Source organism: Shewanella sp. Iso12 (assembly GCF_012030025.1).
GTDB lineage: Bacteria > Pseudomonadota > Gammaproteobacteria > Enterobacterales > Shewanellaceae > Shewanella > Shewanella algae.
In genome coordinates this window covers 396,910-414,188 of the sequence record NZ_JAAUHW010000002.1, presented here as the reverse complement: position 1 = coordinate 414,188, position 17,279 = coordinate 396,910, and the positions used below count along the sequence as shown (strand labels likewise).

Sequence of the window (17,279 nt, the reverse complement as noted above, 5' to 3'; positions counted from 1 at the left end):
CCAAACACAACAACTAATACAAAAGAGGGAGACGATGCCAGGGAGGGAAGTAGAAATGTAGACCCCAATCCGCTGTTGCGGATTGGGGGGATCGGACAGGGGCTGTTATTGCTTTTCCTGCCAAGGCTCGGCCTTGTCAGCCAGCAGCACAGGGATCCCATCATTGATAGGATAAGCCAGCCTATCTGCCTTACAGATGAGTTGCTGTGCCTGCTTGTCATACTCCAGTCTGCCTTTACATATGGGGCAGGCTACGATTTCCAATAGTTTCTTATCAAACGCCATCAGACTGTCCTTTTTGGTTTGCCTTTTGTTTGCTTGCCATTGCCTCTCGCACCCGAGTCAGCAATTGGGCATCGAATTGGGGTGATAGCTTGGCATTGACGGCCAAATACCACCAGTGTTGTTTTGCAAATTCGCGACACTTGATCGCATCTTTTTCTGTCATCAGCAGCGGCAGTTCATCACCAAGCGGCGTCAAGGCCTTCAGACTGTAGGCCTGATGATCGGCAAAGACCTCTTGGGCTTCGAGCTTGAACCCCATCTGAGAGAGAGTTTCAAAAAAACGTTCCGGATTACCGATACCGGCCATGGCTTTTACCGCCATAGGCGCTGTGGGGGCCTGAGTCTGGTTTTCCCCTGCGACACTCAGTACTGCACCGGGAATGAGCTGCATACCAAACTCTCTGACGGTATCGCTGGCTGCGCCGTTGTGAATAACGAAATCGGCACTCTCCAAGCGCCATTCACCCTCTCTCAAGGGACCTGCTGGCAATAACATGCCATTACCCAAGCGGCGGCTGGCATCGAGCACCACCACTTCAATATCCCGCGCCAGTCGATAATGCTGCAAACCATCATCGCTGATAATAATATCCACCTCAGCGGACGCCAGCAGCAACTCGGCGGTGGCTATACGATCTACTCCCACAGCCATAGGCACTTGAGTGCGGGCCACTATCATCGCCGGCTCATCACCAAAATCCGTTGGATTGGCGCCTTGGGGCACAAGTCTCGGCTCGGTTTGACCACTGCCATAACCACGGCTTATTACCCCGGGGTGGTAACCATAGTGCCTGAGCAACTCAATCAGATAGATAACGGTAGGCGTCTTGCCACTGCCGCCGACGGTAATGTTGCCGACAATGATCACGGGTACGGGCAAAGCTTGCGAGGCCTTGAGTCCAAGTTTAAACCCCAGGCGTCTCAGGCCACTGAGCAAGGCAAACAACCAGGAAAGCGGCCAAAGCAACCACCTTGCCCAATGCTTCTGATACCAGATACGGTTAAGCAGAGCTTCCACTTAACCTCCGAATTGCATCTGGTACAACTTGGCGTACGTCCCATCCTTTTCCAGCAAGCTCTGATGCGTGCCGCGCTCGAGGATCTTGCCCTGATCGACCACCAAAATCTGATCGGCACTTTCAATGGTCGACAGCCTGTGGGCAATAACTATCGAGGTACGATTGCGGCGCAGGTTATCCAGCCCCTTTTGAATCGCCTTCTCTGATTCGGTATCCAGTGCCGAGGTCGCTTCATCGAGGATCAACACAGGGGCATCCCTGAGGATGGCTCTGGCAATGGCGATCCGCTGGCGTTGACCTCCGGACAACATCACGCCGTTTTCACCTATCTCGGTATCCAGTCCTTGGGGCAAGGTTTCGATAAACTCCATCGCATAGGCCAATTTGGCGGCGTTTTCTATCTGTTCGCGAGTCGCCTCACCTGGATAGGCATAGGCGATATTATTGGCTATGGTGTCGTTGAAAAGAGTGACCTGTTGCGACACCAAAGCGACCTGGCTACGCAGACACTTGAGTGAATAGTCGTAAATACTGACATCATCCAGGGTGATCTCCCCCTGTTTCAGCCCTGTGTAAAAACGGGTCACCAGACTGGCGATGGTCGACTTACCCGAGCCTGAGCGACCCACCAGCGCCAGAGTCTGCCCCTGATGCACTTCAAAGTCGATATTCTCAAGCGCCAGACGCTCCTGCCCCGGATAACCAAAGCTGACGTTATCGAAACGCAGATTACCCTCAACCCGCTCTACTGTGTGAGTGCCGCTATCGGACTCCCCCGGAGTATCCAGCAACTCAAACACTGTGGTACAGGCAGCAATACCGCGTTGAAACTCGGCGTTAACCCGGGTGAGGTTCTTGATGGGCTGCAGCATGGCGAGCATGGCACCCAGGATAGTGGCAAAGGTACCCGCGGTCAGTTCATCCTTCAGGCTGTCAAAGCTGGCAGCATAGAGTACAAAGGCCAATGCAAAGGAACCTATGATCATAATAAGCGGTTGGCTGATGGCCTGGGCCGCTGCCAACTTCATGTTCTGATAGCGGTTTTGATCGTTAACTTTGGCAAAACGCTCAGCCTCAGTCTTCTGACCGCCGAAAGACAACACGTTCTTGTGGCCCTTGATCATCTGCTCAGTCACTGCAGTCACTGACCCCATGGCGCCCTGGATCTGCCGCGATACCTTACGGAAGCGGCGACTGACAACGGCAATCACCACCCCGATGAAAGGACCAATGATCAGAATGCAAAGCGACAGCTTCCAGGAGTAATAGAACATCAACCCCAGCATGCCGATGACAGTGACACTGTCTCTCACCAGAGTGATCAGCGCGCTGCCGGAGGCTCTGGCAATTTGCTCTGTGTCAAAGGTTACTTTGGAGATCAAGGAACCCGTGTTTTCCTTGTCCATATAGCTGACAGGCAGCGACAGTATGTGTTCAAACACCTGCTGACGCATATCCTGAATAAGCTTGGCACTGATATAAGAGATGCCATAGGTAGAGACAAAGTTGGCCAATCCCCTAAGACTGAACAGCCCCACTACCACGAAGGGGGCCATGGTCAACACATCCGAGCTGGCATTAAACCCTTTGGAGGTGCCCAGCTCCACGCCGGCAACGACCGAATTATTGGCAAACCCTTCATCAATAAAAGGTTTCACAAAAGCGATAAAAGTAGCGTCCACAACCCCATAGGTGATCAACGCCAGAATCGAGATGATAAATACCCCTTTGAGAGGCTTGAGGTAGGACAGCAAACGTCTGAAAACCGTCCAGACTTCACGTTGTTGAGATGTGCTCATCAGCGAAACTATATTTATGACAAAGTCGCCATTCTACTCTGGATTCCCTGCCATACCAAACCCAAACAAGCGGTTATACCAAAATGGCGCCAGATCCTCGCGGTAACTGTGCACTGTATAACCTTGGCTATCAAAGTGGATACTCACCTGCCCCAGCTCGCCGGAAATCAAGGCTTGGGCCCCAAAGGCGTGATATCTCAAACGTATCTCCTCTTTGGGAAACCCCCAACGATTGCCATATCCGGCAGCAAACAACACCCATTTCGGCGCCACAGCACCGATAAACTCAGGGTGAGATGAAGTGCGGCTGCCATGATGGGGCGCCAGTAAAATATCGCTCTCAAGTGAGCCTTTTTTGTGCAATAAGGCAACCTCGGCGGCCAGCTCTATGTCCCCCGGCAGCAGCACCCTATGATGTCCATCGAAGAGTTGCAGCACGCAGGAACCGTTGTTGCCTGGCTCTGCCTGCTCGGGGCCGAGAAAGTTCAGCTCTATCCCTTGCCACTCGAACATCCCCGGACGGCAGCCCCTGTGCCAACGCTTTGGATGACTGCTCTTGAGCTCAGGGACATCGGTTATCAACCCTGCCTGGTCAAAGGCCTGCATCAGCACTTGGGTACCACCGGCGTGGTCATTATCGCCATGGCTGACAATAAGGAAATCGAGCTTGGTCACGCCTTTGGCGCCAAGGAAAGGCACTATCACCCGCTCTGCGTAGCTGAAACGCTCGCCAAAAGCCGCACCTGTATCATAGAGCAATGCATTAGGCCCCTTTTGTACCACCACAGCCAGCCCCTGCCCCACATCCAACATATGTAACTGCCAGCCCTTGGATTTGAGCAGTCCAAGCCATAGCCCGAGCTGCAGTACAAAGGGCAATATCAGCAGCATGGCCACTCCCCGCCCCTTGGGCAGTAAACGCCAACAAAGCCATGCCGGAAACAGCAACAGCGCCGCGGCGCTGAGAGCCTGCGGCAACATGAGCCAGCCGCCGGGAAGCTGACTATTGAACTGCCATAATTTTTGCACCGGCCAGAGACTGAGAGACGCCAATTGCCAAGGCATGAGTGCCACTGCATCCATGCCGAGAGCGGAAAAAATCGACCACAGCAGCAGTGCCAGTAGCGCCAGAGGGATCACCAGTAAACTGAACCAAGGCACCAGCAGCAAGTTGAGCCACAGGCTGTGAACTGTCACGGCGCCAAAGAGTACCGCCTGCAGTAACGACAGCCCCAGACAAAGGCGCCACTGTATCGCCCAAAATGCCAAGGCCCAGCGCTTGAGCTTGGCAGGCCAGTGGGTCAGCACTTGCTCCTGCTCCAGAGCGTTAGGATTATGAACTTGATGGTTAAGGCTCAGCAAAATTAACGCCAGTGCCGAGAATGACAACCAAAAGCCGCCGCTGAGACTGGCCAAGGGGTCAATCAAGAGCACACAGGCCAGCGCCCACAGCAGCCGATCCCAGGCCGAGGCATAGCGCATCATTAATGAAGAGAGCACCAGCAAAAACAGCATCAGCAAGGCTCTTTGGGTGGCAATGGCAAAGCCCGCCAGATAGGCATAAAAGAGTGCCATCAGCAACGCCGCCAAAGATGCCAACACCAAATTGCGCCGCCCATAGGTGGGTGCCCAACGTTTGAGCGCTCCAAAACTCAGCAGATAACACCAGAAAGCGACCACCGAAAGATGCAACCCAGAAATCGCCACCAGGTGGGCATTGCCGGACTGGCGCAGCTCTTGCCAGCGCGCCTTGGAAAAGAGTGACCGCTCACCCAAGGTCAGCGCCAGCAGCAGATCGCCGCCATCGATTTCGGCCAATATTGGAGTTAACTCTGTGACCAATCGGGCCCTGAGCCCAGTTGATGGCAACAGCCGCTCACCTGATATCACCTGGCCTCTGGCAGCTATTCGCTCGCCGAGCAGATAGCGCTGACGATTGAAGCCGCCCTGATTAAGCACGGCGGCGAAGGTTCTGGGTTTGACTTCAAACTGCCACACCTCACCCAATTGCGGTGACGGCAATGCATCCCCCTGCCAGCTCAAACGCCACATGGAGGCCAGGGGTGCCAACAGGGTTGGAGAATTATCATCAATTGGCCGAATATCCATACGGATCCAGTCGCCGTTTGCAGAAACTAGTGATATGATTTCGCCCCGCAGTGTCTGAGTAACAGACGTTTCAGAGCTGGATGATGAGTCAGTAAGGCTTTTAATATCAATAACTAACTGACAGTAAACACTGACCCACAGCACGCCGCCCAAAGCACCATAGAGCAAAGCACTTCCCTTGGGAACCCAGCTCCCGCTCAAGACTCTGAGGCACAAGACCAGCAGCACTGCAATAATTGGCAATGAGAATAAGGGCGGTATCCAAGGCCAAAGCATGGCCGAGAGTACAGCGATGCAAAAGCCCGATAAGCATTGATTCATCATTGAGTAATTTAAGACAGCAATCCAAGCCTATGCCAAAAAAGATCATTCAGAGATTCATGCCCGATCCGGAGAAACTGAGGAATCATAAACACCTCAAGATCTTCGGCAGTCTGCTGAACAAACCCAACCTCTGGGCACTGAATCGCCGCTCTGCCCCCGGCGCCTTCGCCATAGGCCTGTTTGTTGCCTGGATGCCGATGCCGTTCCAAATGGTGTTGGCCGCCGCGCTGGCAATCTACTTCCACGTCAATCTGCCGGTGTCGGTCGCCTTGGTTTGGATTACCAACCCTGTGACTATGCCGCCCATGTTTTACCTGGCCTACTTAATAGGCGCCAAGCTGCTCAATCACCCGCCGCAGCAGTTTACCTTCGAAGCCAGTTGGGCCTGGATAGAATCCTCCATCAGTACCATAGGCCCACCTTTCCTGCTCGGCTGCTTGGTGTTGGGTGTGGTCAGCGCCCTGACGGGATATTTTGTGATCAAGAGTGCCTGGCAGTACTCCATCTATCTGCAGTGGCAAAAACGACGCAAGTAATTGCTGCTGGCAGTAACATCACTGGAGCGGCACAATTCAGGGATACCTAGTCTTAGCGCTGACCAAACTTGGCAACCCAAAGCATGTTCAGCCAACCAAAACCAAGAACCCGGCGATGGCCGGGTTCTTGCTATTTAGGATGTGCCTGTCGCTTATCAGCGCCCGGCCAGGGCGGTGGCCGGGGCTATTCGACTGGCCCTGAACGCCGGATACAAGGTAGCCAGCAGACTCATCAGCAGCGCCATAGCCACCACGACCAGTACGTCCGCCAACTCGAGCCTGGATGGCAAAAAATCGATAAAATAGATATCCCCCGAGAGCAACTTATGCCCGGTCAACTGCTCAATCCCCTTGGCGATGGCCGAGAGATTCTTGGCCAGCAGTACCCCCAGCAAGGTTCCTATGGCGCAGCCGAGCACACCATTGAGCGCACCCTGGACAATAAATACCTGCATCACGGCGCCGCGCTTAAGTCCCATGGTCATCAAGATGGCGATTTCCGAAGCCTTGTCACGCACCGCCATTACCAGGGTGGAGACTATGTTGAAACAGGCCACACCTATTACCAATGCCAGCACCAGATACATGACGGTGCGCACCAGCTGAATGTCCTGGTAGAGGTGGCCCTGGGTGCGGGTCCAGTCGTTGAGATACAAAGTCTGGCTCTGGGCATAACCCAGCTCGCGAATCAGCCGCGGCGCTTCAAATACCCGCTCAACCTTGATTCTCACCCCGGTCACCTCGTCTCCAAGCCCAAGCAGGCGCTGGGCATAGGCCATGGGCACATAAGCCGTGGTGTATTCAAGCTCGCCGCCGAGACGAAAGCTGCCGCTTATCAACAGTGAATGACTGCGAGCCTGCGCCAGTTGACCACTGCCCTTGCCATGGGGTGATGGCAGATAGAGGGTCAGGCGATCACCCACCTTAAGTCCCAGTTTGTCCAGCATCCCCTGGCCCAGCACGATATGATTGCTGTCGCCCTCAAGGCTCTGCCAGCTTTCCTGTGTCAGATACTGACTCAGGGTCGAAACCCGCGCTTCGGCCTCGGGGTTAATCCCCACCACAGACAAGCCGACAAAACCGCCCGGTTTTTGCACCAACCCCTGCATACGTACCAGCGGAGCGGCGGCGCTGATGCCGTCGATTTGCTCGGCGTCCGACACTATCTGACGCCAGTCATGAATAGGTTCACGGACCTGGCTCAACTCCCCCTGGGGCACAACCCCGAGCAGGCGCTGCTCCAGCTCGCTCTCAAAGCCGTTCATCGCCGACAGCACCAGAATAAGCACGGCGACCCCGAGGGCGATACCTGCGGTGGAGGCAAAAGAGATAAAACTGATAAAACTGCTGCTCTGGCGGGCACGGTAAAAGCGCCAGCCGATGACCAGGGGCAGCAAGGCGGGATGCGCCGTCATTGGCCCGCCTCCGGCGCCGACAAACGACCATCGACCATCTGCAGCTGCCTATCCATCCTTGCCGCCAGTTGATGATCATGGGTTACCACCACAAAAGCCGTGCCCAGTTGCGAGGCCAGCTCGCGGATAAGCTCATAGACAGCCTCGCCGCTGTGGGCATCCAGGTTACCCGTAGGTTCATCGGCAAGTACCACTTTTGGGCCGTTGATCAAGGCCCTGGCAATGGCCACCCGCTGGCGCTCACCGCCGGAAAGCTCCGCCGGGGTGTGATCCAATCTATGTCCCAGCCCCACTCTTTCGAGCAAGGCCCTGGCCTGCGCTCGCACTTCCGCCTTGGGTCGACCGGCAATCAGCCCCGGCATGGCCACGTTTTCCAGAGCGTTGAATTCGGGTAACAGATGATGAAACTGGTAGATAAAGCCCATCGCCTGATTGCGCAGCTGTGCCTGGCGGGAAGCCGAGGCCTTGTATAAGTCCTCGCCTTCGAGCAACACCTGACCGGCAGAAGGCCTATCCAAGGTGCCAAGAATATGCAGTAAGGTACTCTTGCCCGAGCCCGAACTGCCGACAATCGCCAACTGCTCCCCCGGATACACCTTGAGGTCGACCTGCTCGAGCACCTTGGTGCTGAGCTTGCCTTCCTGATAACTCTTGCTGACGGCTTTGGCTTCAAGGAGCGCGGCTTGTTGCATGGTATTGATTCTCTTATTCATATCTAAGTGCAGTCGCAGGTTCTACCCGGGCGGCCCGAATAGCCGGGTACAAGGTGGCGGCCAGGGTCATCAGCAGAGTGCCGATGGCGATAAGCACCAGTTGCTGCGGTTCCAGCTGCACAGGTAACCTCTGCCCGGCGCCCAATACGGCGATCCCCAAGGTCGACAGCAGCGGATTGATGTTGAGGGTGGCCACTATGCCAACCCCTAGGCCCAGCGCCAAGCCTATCAGGGCATTGAGAGAGCCTTGGGAGATAAAAATGGTCATGATGTCCAGCCTGCCCAGCCCCTGGGTCTTGAGCACGGCGACATCGGCAGTTTTATCCACCACCATCATCACCAACGCCGAGACGATATTGAAGGCGGCCACTGCGACAATCAGGCTTAACATCAAAGACATCATGTTCTTTTCCATCTTCACCGCGGCGAAGAGATGGCCATAACTGTCACGCCAGTCGCTGACGCTTACCTCGACTCCCTTATCTTCGAACAAATGTTCAACCTTGGGTGCCAGCGCCGGGGCGCTGAAGGGGTCGCTCAGAAACAGCCTGAGATCCTGAATTTGCTTTGGCGACTGACGCATCAAGCGGCGGGCATCTTCATAGTGCAGAAAAGCCACCCCGGCATCGACCTGAGAACCCATCTCAAAAATACCCGCCACTTCAAAAATTCGCTGGCTGGGAACAGGCCCAAGCGGCGAGTACACCACACCATCACCGCTGAGCAGACGCAGCTTGTCACCGGTGGCAACATTGAGCCGCCGTGCCAGCTCTGAGCCCAACAACACCCGGTAGCTGCCGCTGCGGAGCGAATCAAAGGCATCCAGATAGGCGTGTTTGGCTACAACCGAAAGATTTTTCTCGGCCTCCGGGTAGATGCCATAGAGCTGCACCGCACTGATATTGTCGGCCGACTGGGCCATCGCCTGGGTGGTCGCCGAGGGCGCCAGCCCAAGCACGCCGGGCAATTGTTGCAAATCGCCTTTAAAGCTCTGCCAGTCGTCAAAAGAGTGGTCTGTATGTACCGTCAGTTGTGGGATAGCCCCCAGGATTCGGGTCTTGAGCTGGCCTTCCAGGCCGTTCATCACAGAGCTGACAATAATCAATGCTGCCACCCCGAGAAAAATCCCGCTGACGGCGAAGAAGGTAATAAAGGAAGCAAAAGCGTTGGCCTTGCGGGCACGCCAGTAACGATAACCTATGTAAAATGAGAGTCCCGGATTCATGAGAGGGATAGCATGTCCTGTGCGCTGCGCTTGCTAAATCAATGAAGTGGGCACGATAATAGGTGGATTGACCGGGTAAATACAAGAGGCGGGACCTTGTTTCCTGAATCCAATCCATACTTCAGCGTGCCCCACGCCTTCGATGTCTATCTCAGCCTCTGGCCCAAGGACGCTCCCTTGCCGACCGAGAGCCAACTGCTGGCGATGCAATCCACCGGCTTGAAACTGATGAGCGAGGTCAAGGCGCAGGAAGCCGGCTGTTTGATGCAGCTGAGGCAACTCGGCGATGAGGGCCGGGCGATAGTCGACTACCTCAAACTCCAGTCCCGTAAGATAGATCTGGTGTTACAGCACGTATTGGAGCAGGAGAGCCGCGAAGGCCAACACTGCCCCGGGGTGCAATTTGGCGGCAGCGGCGTGCGGGTGCAGTTACCCCAGGCACTGGACGCCGGTACATTTTGCAAGCTGACCCTGTTTATTCGCGATGAAATCCTGTCCTTGCAGTGCATCGCCTCGGTGCGGGAATGCCGCGCCGACCCAAGCCATGAAGGCCAGTTTCTGGCCGATCTCGACTATCGGGTGATCCAGGATGCCGATATCGAACTCTTGGTCAAGGCCAGTCTCAGCGTGCAACAAAAGCAGCTCAAGCGGCGTAGGGCCAGTCAGGATCCCAACTGGCACGAGCCATCCTAAATCTCTACAATGGTGCGCAATCCATTCAGAATGAATCTGTTATCACATCTTCAATGAATAAGTTTTCTGTACTGGCGCCTGAGGGTGCCCCAAAGGCCGGCGAGATCCGCCATCTCGGCCTCGGCGAAGGCGTGGAGCGCGCGCTGACCTTGGCCAACCTCGCCCGCCAACATCAAGGTGTCAGCCTGTTGGTAACTGCTGATACGCCAACCGCCCTGACACTGGAAGCCGAACTCAAATACCTTCTGGGTGATACCCTGCCAGTGTGGTTGTTTCCCGACCGGGAGACCCTGCCCTACGACAGCTTTTCGCCGCATCAGGATCTAATCTCCCAGCGGCTGGAAACCCTGTCAAGGTTGCCAAGTGCCAAGCGCGCCCTGGTAATAGTGCCTATCAACACCCTGATGGTACGACTGCCGCCCAAGTCTTTCCTGTCGGCCAATGTGATGTTGCTGAATAAGGGCGACAACTACAGCCTGCAACAGATGCGCGAGCACTTGGTCAGCGCCGGTTACCATCTGGTCGGCCAGGTTTATGAACATGGCGAATTTGCCATTCGCGGCTCGATTCTGGATATCTTTCCCATGGGCTCAGCCGAGCCGCTGCGAATTGAACTGTTCGATGATGAAGTGGAATCGATTCGCCATTTCGATCCTGAAACCCAGCTATCCAAGGACCCCCTGTCGCAGGTACGGATGCTGCCGGCCAAGGAGTTCCCCACAGATGAACGGGCCATAGAAGGCTTCCGCCAGCGTTATCGGCGCTATTTTGAAGTATTGGTTAAAGAGCCCGAGTCCATCTATCAGCAGGTGAGCCGCCATTTGATGCCCGCCGGTATCGAAAACTACCTGCCCTTGTTCTTTGATGAAACCGCGACACTATTTGACTATTTTGCCGGCGATGTGCAACTGCTGACGCTGGGCGACCTGCAGCAAGCCGCCGACACCCACCTGACTCAGGTGCGCAATCGCTATGAAGACAGGCGGGTCGATCCGCTGCGGCCCCTGCTGGCTCCGGCAGACCTATATCTGTTGACCGAGCAGCTGTTTGCCGCCTTCAAGCGCTGGCCAAGACTGCAACTGAGCCAGGTGGATGCCCAAAAACAGCAGCAATTGGCTGCAGTAAGCGCGCTGCCGGATATCTCGGTCAACCATAAGCTGAAGCAACCCTTGCAAGCATTGGCCGATTATATTGCCTCGGCAGGCAGAGTCCTGCTCAGCGCCGAATCCGAAGGCCGCCGCGAGGCGCTGATGGAGCTTCTGGCCAAGATAGAGTTGCGCCCGGTACTGTTCCCGCATCTCAAGGCGTTTATCGACTCGGATGCGCCGCTGGGGTTAATCGTCTCCCCCCTTGCCAAGGGCTGCATACTCCATGAGCCCAAGCTGAGCATTATTTGCGAGACCGAACTCTTCGGTCAGCGGATCTCCCAGCAGAGACGGCGGGAAAAACAGCGCCAGATCAGCAGCGATGCCCTGATTAAAAACCTCGCCGAGCTCACGGTCGGCCAACCCATAGTGCACCTGGAGCACGGGGTCGCCCTCTATCAGGGGCTGGAAACCCTGGATACCGGCGGCGTGGTAGCCGAGTACCTCAAGCTGGAATACGCCGGTGGCGACAAACTCTATGTGCCTGTGTCGTCACTCCACCTCATCAGCCGCTACGCCGTGGCACCGGATGAATCCCCCAACCTCAACAAGTTGGGCAACGAGAGCTGGGCCAAGGCCAAGAAGAAGGCGATAGAGCGCATTCGTGATGTGGCCGCCGAGCTGCTGGATGTTTACGCTCGCCGTCAGGCCCGCCCCGGCGAGGCCTGTGAACTGGATGAGGCCGAATACGCCCTGTTCGCCCAGGGTTTCCCGTTCGAAGAGACAGTGGATCAGGAAACCTCCATCGCCGCCGTTCTCGCTGATATGCAGTCACCGGTGGCTATGGACCGTCTGATCTGTGGTGACGTGGGCTTTGGCAAGACAGAAGTGGCCATGCGCGCCGCCTTTGTTGCCGTCAACGCCGGCAAGCAGGTGGTGGTGTTGGTGCCCACGACTCTGCTGGCTCAGCAGCACTATGAAAACTTCAAGGACAGGTTCGCCGACTGGCCGGTGCAGATTGAAGTCATGTCCCGTTTTCGCACCGCCAAAGAGCAGCAACAGGTGATTGCCGATCTGGCAAACGGCAAGGTGGATATTGTTATCGGCACCCATAAGCTGCTCAACAGCGAGGTGAAATTTGACGCCCTCGGCCTGCTTATCATAGATGAGGAGCACAGGTTCGGGGTACGGCAGAAAGAGAAGATCAAGGCGCTCAGGGCCAATGTGGACATTCTCACCCTCACGGCGACCCCTATTCCCCGCACCCTGAATATGGCCATGTCCGGCATGCGGGATCTGTCGATTATCGCCACCCCGCCGGCCAAACGCCTGGCGGTGAAAACTTTCGTGCGCGAATACGACAAGGCCAGTGTCCGTGAGGCCATAGAGCGGGAGATCCTCCGTGGCGGCCAGGTCTATTACCTGCACAACAATGTGGAGAGCATAGAGAAACGCGCCGAGGAGCTGCGCGAGCTGTTGCCCGATGCCAGAGTGGTAGTGGCCCACGGCCAGATGCGTGAGCGCGAGCTGGAGCGGGTAATGTCCGATTTTTACCACAGACGCTACAACGTGTTGGTGTGTACCACCATTATTGAAACCGGTATCGATGTGCCGAGCGCCAACACCATCATCATAGAGAGGGCCGACACCTTCGGGTTGGCGCAGCTGCATCAGCTCAGGGGTCGGGTTGGCCGCTCCCATCACCAGGCTTATGCCTATCTGATGACCCCGCATCCGAAACGCATGACCTCAGATGCCCGCAAGCGTCTGGAAGCGATTGACGCTCTGGAAGATCTTGGCGCCGGCTTTATGCTGGCGACTCAGGATCTGGAGATCCGCGGTGCCGGTGAATTGCTGGGGGATGAACAGAGCGGCCATATCTCCAAGATAGGCTTCAGCCTCTATATGGAGATGCTGGAGTCGGCGGTCAAGGCGCTGAAACAGGGCAAGGAGCCATCCCTGGCGCAGATGCTCAACCAGCAGTGCGAAATCGAGCTGAGGATCCCGGCGCTGTTGCCGGAAGACTATGTGGGCGATGTCAATATTCGCCTGTCGCTCTACAAACGGATAGCCAACTGCACTACGGAAGCGGCGCTCGATGAGCTCAAGGTAGAACTGATTGACCGTTTCGGTTTGTTGCCTGAAGCCACCCGTAACCTGATGCAACTGACACTGTACAAGCATCAGGCCACCGCGCTCGGGCTGAAGAAACTCGATTTTCACGCCCGCGGCGGCAGTGTAGAGTTCGGTGACGATCATATTATCGATCCCGGCTTTATCATTGGCCTGTTGCAATCCCAGCCACAAATCTATCGAATGGATGGACCGAATAAGTTAAAGTTCACCCTGGCGGCCGAAAGCAGTAAAGAACGCCTGGAGATGGTGGGTCTACTGCTGCAACAACTGGCACAACACACTGTGGGAGAAAAATAGTGTATCGAAATATGCTGGCAACCCTGGCTCTGGGGCTGACACTTTCGCCTGTATTGCAGGCGGCACAATACCCTTGGTACGAAGTCGAGGTATACCTGTTTGAGCGCCCCGGGCCAAGCACGGAAAAGTGGCCGGATACGCCGCTGGAGCTCAAGCTGAACAAGACCATAGACTTGATCACTCCCCAGGTCGCCACCGAAATCAGCTCAAGCAGCATGGCTGTGGGAGACTGTGATCCGCAATGGCAATCTCAATCCGCAGACAGCGCAGCAAATAAGGCTCTCAATAAAGATACCTTTGACTCACAGCGCGGCCGTCCCCTTCAGGCAGGCCAAGTGATATCTCTGGCCCAGACCGATAACACGACTCAAGCGGATGCCGCAGGTTTGCCTTGCCAACAGCAGCAAGCGGAAATCCGTATGCCCAAGCAGTTGCCTGTGAATATCAGTCCCAGAGACAGCAGCACAGCCAGCCAACCCGGCGCCTTGCTGCTCAGTGAGAGTCGGGCCCAATTTGGCGGTGTTATCAATGCCCTCAAGCGGCAGAGCGGTTTGAAAGGGCTTTTGCACCTCACCTGGCAGCAACAGATGAAACCCCGCCATAGAGCAGAGGCGATGCATCTCTTTGGTGGCCGTAACTTTGGCTCGCAGTTCAGGCAGTCAGGTTTACCCCAGAGCCCGTTGGACACGACTTCAAGCTCCTCTTTGAATGGCTTGTCGGAAGACAAACTGCCTGGGCAGGCAATAGGCAATGGCCTAAGTGAACCAAATCAAATGGGCAGTGAGGAATACGCAGCGCTTGGGAGCTTGATGGTCCCCAAAACGCCCAAGGCGGTGTGGGAGTTCGATGGACTTTTGAATATCTATCTCAGCCATTATCTCTATGTGGAAACCCGCTTTAATTTGAGGGAGGCCGGCTTTAAATCTCTGGCCACCCAAGAAGGCGAACCTGAACTGCAAACCCCCTTTCTTTACAGCATTCCCATGGAACAGAATCGCCGTATTCGCAGCGGGGAAATACACTACTTCGATCATCCCAGAATGGGGATGATCCTACAGGTAAGGCGTATGGCCCAGCCGGGCAGCCAAACTCAAGCCGATGGTGGCGAAGAGCTCTGATCAATCACTGATAGAGAAGTCGAGGTAGATCTCATCTGCCTCGTCTTCCTCTACATACACCCCATCGACCCGTGCCTGAGGTGGCCCTTGCTCGCACCAGGCAATCAAGTGGTCGACCGCCGGGAAGGCGCCCTGCGCCAACACCTCCACCGAACCGTCTTCTTTGTTGCGCACATAGCCTGTCACCCCAAGTGACTGAGCCTTTTGCTGGGTAAAGCGTCTGAAACAGACTCCCTGCACCTTGCCTTTCACAGTCAGCAGCACCCGCTTCATGGGCGTCTCCTTGTAGACTTGTCTTGGTGGCCTTGTGTTGCCATGCTTATAAATCAAGCAGTTGATTAACAAAAAAGCAAAAAAAACAGCTAACAAAAGAGTGTTAGCTGCATCGGGCGACATACGCAAAAGGTCTGGCACTGTATGAATAACCGAATGTAACATTCTGTATCAAACTCGCCATGGTTGGTAACTTTACACAGTCAATGGCCCGATGCAACCAGCGAAACAAACTGAAAAACAACCCGGAGGCACTCTCGTGACTTGGATCACAAAAAGCACTCAATTTACCGTATGAGTGGATATTTATCCTACCCGTTCAACCCCCTCTGTTTGCTTGAAGGCTTTTATCTGAGTCAAATGGCTCGCCAGCGAAGCAAACTTATGACTCTGTTGTTTGTCCCAAATCACTTCATAATAGCGGCTGAGCAAGGCATGACTGCGGGTGCTATCCAAGACCTCATCCTCGGTCGACAGCAGGCACAGGGCACGGTTACGGTTCTTACTGCGAAAATCGGTCACGCATTTGCTGGCAATATCGGCATACTCTTCCGGCCTGTCTATCTTGCCGGGCATATTTTCCTCCGGCCACAGATTGGGGTTGACCAATACCGCCTTGAGCCCGGACAGAAAAGCGATTCGCTCGGCCCAATAGGCACCCAGCCCCACACCTATGATCAATGGATGGGGGTCATCGGTGAGTTTAAGCTGTTTACTGACCTCATTCAGCAGATGCTGCATGTCGTGTCTGGGATGCTGGGTGCTGTAGCTGATGAGACGCACATCATCATCAATAAACTGTAACTGCCTGACTTTTTCATGATTACCCGGGCTGGTGGCATCAAATCCGTGAAAATACAAAATCATTTTGTTTCCTCAAGTCTCATTTCCAGTCATGGTTATACAGGTTTCAAACTAACCAAGTTAGTTTGCACCTATATTGTGCCAAATCAATTTTTTGTGGATGAAATTCTGGCCGCCAGCTCGCGGGCCCGGTCCCAGCGTACTTCATCCTGTAATGCACGCATTACCTTTACGGGGTCGGCCCTTAATGTTGCAGCCGGGAAAGAATTGCTCTCTGGCCAAGGGAAGTCCCCCAGAAGACTTCTGGCACCCTCAGGGTCATTGCATACCAATACCATGTTACAGCCGGCATCCAGTGCCGCTCTGGCCCTGGCCTGATAGTCTCCGGCTACCGCCGCCCCTTTCATGCCGAGATCGTCCGAAAAAATCACCCCGTTAAAGGCCAATTTGCCGCGCAGCTCCTGTTTGAGCCAAAAAGATGAAAAACCGGCTGGGTTAGGGTCTACTTCGGGATAAATGACATGAGCCGGCATAATGCCTTGGAGCATCTCTCTGGCGATCAGCTGTGAAAAAGGCTGCATGTCACACTCGGCAATCTCTTGGTAACTGCGCGGGTCGACCGGCTGGGCAATATGGGAATCGGCCTCGACGCTGCCGTGGCCGGGAAAATGTTTGCCCACCGCGGCCATACCGGCCTCAGTCATGCCTTCAATAAAGGCCGCTGCCAGAGCCGTGACCTGCTCGGGCTTTGAGGCGAAACTGCGAGTGCCTATCACCTGACTGATACCATTGAGATCGAGCACAGGGGCAAAGCTTAAATCTATGTCACAAGCCAAGAGCTCAACGGCCATCAGGAAGCCCAGCTCTTTGGCCCAGGTTGTCGCCAGCTCCAGCGAGCCTGCGGCGGCCGGCAATATATCGCCCATGGCTGGGATTTCGGTAAACCCCTTTCGAAAACGCTGTACCCTGCCCCCTTCATGGTCGACGGCGATCAGCAGTTCGGGACGCACACTGCGAACCGCACGGATCAGGGCTATCAGTTGCTCTCTGTCTTGGTAATTACGGCTGAAAAGGATTAGGCCGCCAACGGCCGGGTGCTGCAGGACAGAGGCCTCCTCTGGCGTCAGCTCGACAGAGGCAAGATCCAGCATTAAGTGACTCATAAACATCTCCAACAGGGTACCGCGCATGAAAGCGACTGAAAAAGGTACGAAATGGTGTTAGCCCCGATACAGGTATGGCTGCCAGGATAGCGCGACTAGGGTCAATCCCATTGTTAGCAAGGCTAATCCGACCATAGCTTGATAAAAATAACTAATGATATTCCAGGCCAAAAGTATGGGATACTTGCCCTATGGGCAGAGTAACTCTGGGTCAAGGTTACTCCGAAACCCGCGTATGCGCGAGCAATGCGCCTCCCAATGACTAAAATAACAACGAAACAGCAA

The 17,279-nt window shown here is 55.2% G+C and carries 14 protein-coding genes; 4 read left to right on the top strand and 10 right to left on the bottom strand.

What is annotated here, in order from left to right:
- Positions 1 to 105 precede the first annotated feature (105 nt).
- The 4 genes from HCX89_RS05835 to HCX89_RS05820 are packed head-to-tail and all read right to left on the bottom strand — an operon-like array spanning position 106 to position 5,488.
- A complete protein-coding gene (locus tag HCX89_RS05835) occupies positions 106 to 285 on the bottom strand; it encodes a Trm112 family protein (protein WP_025011023.1) in 180 nt (59 codons plus the stop codon).
- Positions 275 to 1,303, bottom strand: coding sequence for a tetraacyldisaccharide 4'-kinase (gene lpxK, locus HCX89_RS05830; RefSeq protein WP_167715351.1), 1,029 nt, complete (start codon positions 1,301 to 1,303; stop codon positions 275 to 277). Before lpxK ends, HCX89_RS05835 begins: the two co-directional genes overlap by 11 nt.
- A complete protein-coding gene (gene msbA / locus HCX89_RS05825; RefSeq protein WP_107005363.1) occupies positions 1,304 to 3,103 on the bottom strand; it encodes a lipid A export permease/ATP-binding protein MsbA in 1,800 nt (599 codons plus the stop codon).
- Positions 3,104 to 3,136: 33 nt separating this feature from the next.
- On the bottom strand, positions 3,137 to 5,488 hold the full coding sequence (locus HCX89_RS05820; protein ID WP_107005362.1) for a DNA internalization-related competence protein ComEC/Rec2: 2,352 nt from the start codon (positions 5,486 to 5,488) through the stop codon (positions 3,137 to 3,139).
- 77 nt (positions 5,489 to 5,565) lie between these two features.
- Between HCX89_RS05820 and HCX89_RS05815 the strand changes: the two genes are divergently transcribed.
- Positions 5,566 to 6,072 (top strand): DUF2062 domain-containing protein, encoded by a 507-nt coding sequence (locus HCX89_RS05815; RefSeq protein WP_025011025.1) that lies wholly within the window; start codon positions 5,566 to 5,568, stop codon positions 6,070 to 6,072.
- A 155-nt stretch (positions 6,073 to 6,227) separates the two neighbouring features.
- On the opposite strand, the gene lolE is transcribed toward HCX89_RS05815, so the two are convergent.
- From lolE to HCX89_RS05800, 3 genes are read right to left on the bottom strand one after another with little or no spacing between them, the layout of a single operon-like run.
- Positions 6,228 to 7,487 carry a lipoprotein-releasing ABC transporter permease subunit LolE gene (lolE, locus tag HCX89_RS05810; protein WP_167715349.1) on the bottom strand — a complete coding sequence of 420 codons (1,260 nt, stop codon included), beginning with the start codon at positions 7,485 to 7,487 and terminating at the stop codon, positions 6,228 to 6,230.
- Positions 7,484 to 8,200 (bottom strand): lipoprotein-releasing ABC transporter ATP-binding protein LolD, encoded by a 717-nt coding sequence (gene lolD, locus HCX89_RS05805; protein WP_025011027.1) that lies wholly within the window; start codon positions 8,198 to 8,200, stop codon positions 7,484 to 7,486. The genes lolE and lolD overlap by 4 nt, the downstream gene beginning before the upstream one ends.
- Complete coding sequence (locus HCX89_RS05800; RefSeq protein WP_071477435.1) at positions 8,193 to 9,425, bottom strand: lipoprotein-releasing ABC transporter permease subunit; 1,233 nt, start codon at positions 9,423 to 9,425, stop codon at positions 8,193 to 8,195. The genes lolD and HCX89_RS05800 overlap by 8 nt, the downstream gene beginning before the upstream one ends.
- A 96-nt stretch (positions 9,426 to 9,521) precedes the next feature.
- On the opposite strand from HCX89_RS05800, the gene HCX89_RS22830 reads away from it, so the two are divergent.
- The 3 genes from HCX89_RS22830 to HCX89_RS05780 are packed head-to-tail and all read left to right on the top strand — an operon-like array spanning position 9,522 to position 14,754.
- Positions 9,522 to 10,118: a hypothetical protein gene (locus tag HCX89_RS22830; RefSeq protein ID WP_254428355.1), complete on the top strand. Its 597-nt coding sequence runs from the start codon at positions 9,522 to 9,524 to the stop codon at positions 10,116 to 10,118.
- A 53-nt stretch (positions 10,119 to 10,171) separates the two neighbouring features.
- Positions 10,172 to 13,636, top strand: coding sequence for a transcription-repair coupling factor (gene mfd / locus HCX89_RS05785; protein WP_167715345.1), 3,465 nt, complete (start codon positions 10,172 to 10,174; stop codon positions 13,634 to 13,636).
- Entirely contained in the window at positions 13,636 to 14,754 is a 1,119-nt protein-coding gene (locus tag HCX89_RS05780; protein ID WP_167715344.1) for a CsiV family protein, read from the top strand. The genes mfd and HCX89_RS05780 overlap by 1 nt, the downstream gene beginning before the upstream one ends.
- Here the strand turns inward: HCX89_RS05780 and HCX89_RS05775 are convergent, their stop codons facing one another.
- From HCX89_RS05775 to nagZ, 3 genes are all read right to left on the bottom strand, one after another.
- Positions 14,755 to 15,027 carry an acylphosphatase gene (locus HCX89_RS05775; RefSeq protein ID WP_025011030.1) on the bottom strand — a complete coding sequence of 91 codons (273 nt, stop codon included), beginning with the start codon at positions 15,025 to 15,027 and terminating at the stop codon, positions 14,755 to 14,757.
- Positions 15,028 to 15,333: 306 nt separating this feature from the next.
- Complete coding sequence (ycfP, locus tag HCX89_RS05770; RefSeq protein ID WP_028780489.1) at positions 15,334 to 15,894, bottom strand: alpha/beta hydrolase YcfP; 561 nt, start codon at positions 15,892 to 15,894, stop codon at positions 15,334 to 15,336.
- An 83-nt stretch (positions 15,895 to 15,977) separates the two neighbouring features.
- Positions 15,978 to 16,994, bottom strand: a complete 1,017-nt coding sequence (nagZ, locus tag HCX89_RS05765) for a beta-N-acetylhexosaminidase (protein WP_167715342.1) — start codon at positions 16,992 to 16,994, stop codon at positions 15,978 to 15,980.
- Between the last annotated feature and the right edge of the window lie 285 nt (positions 16,995 to 17,279).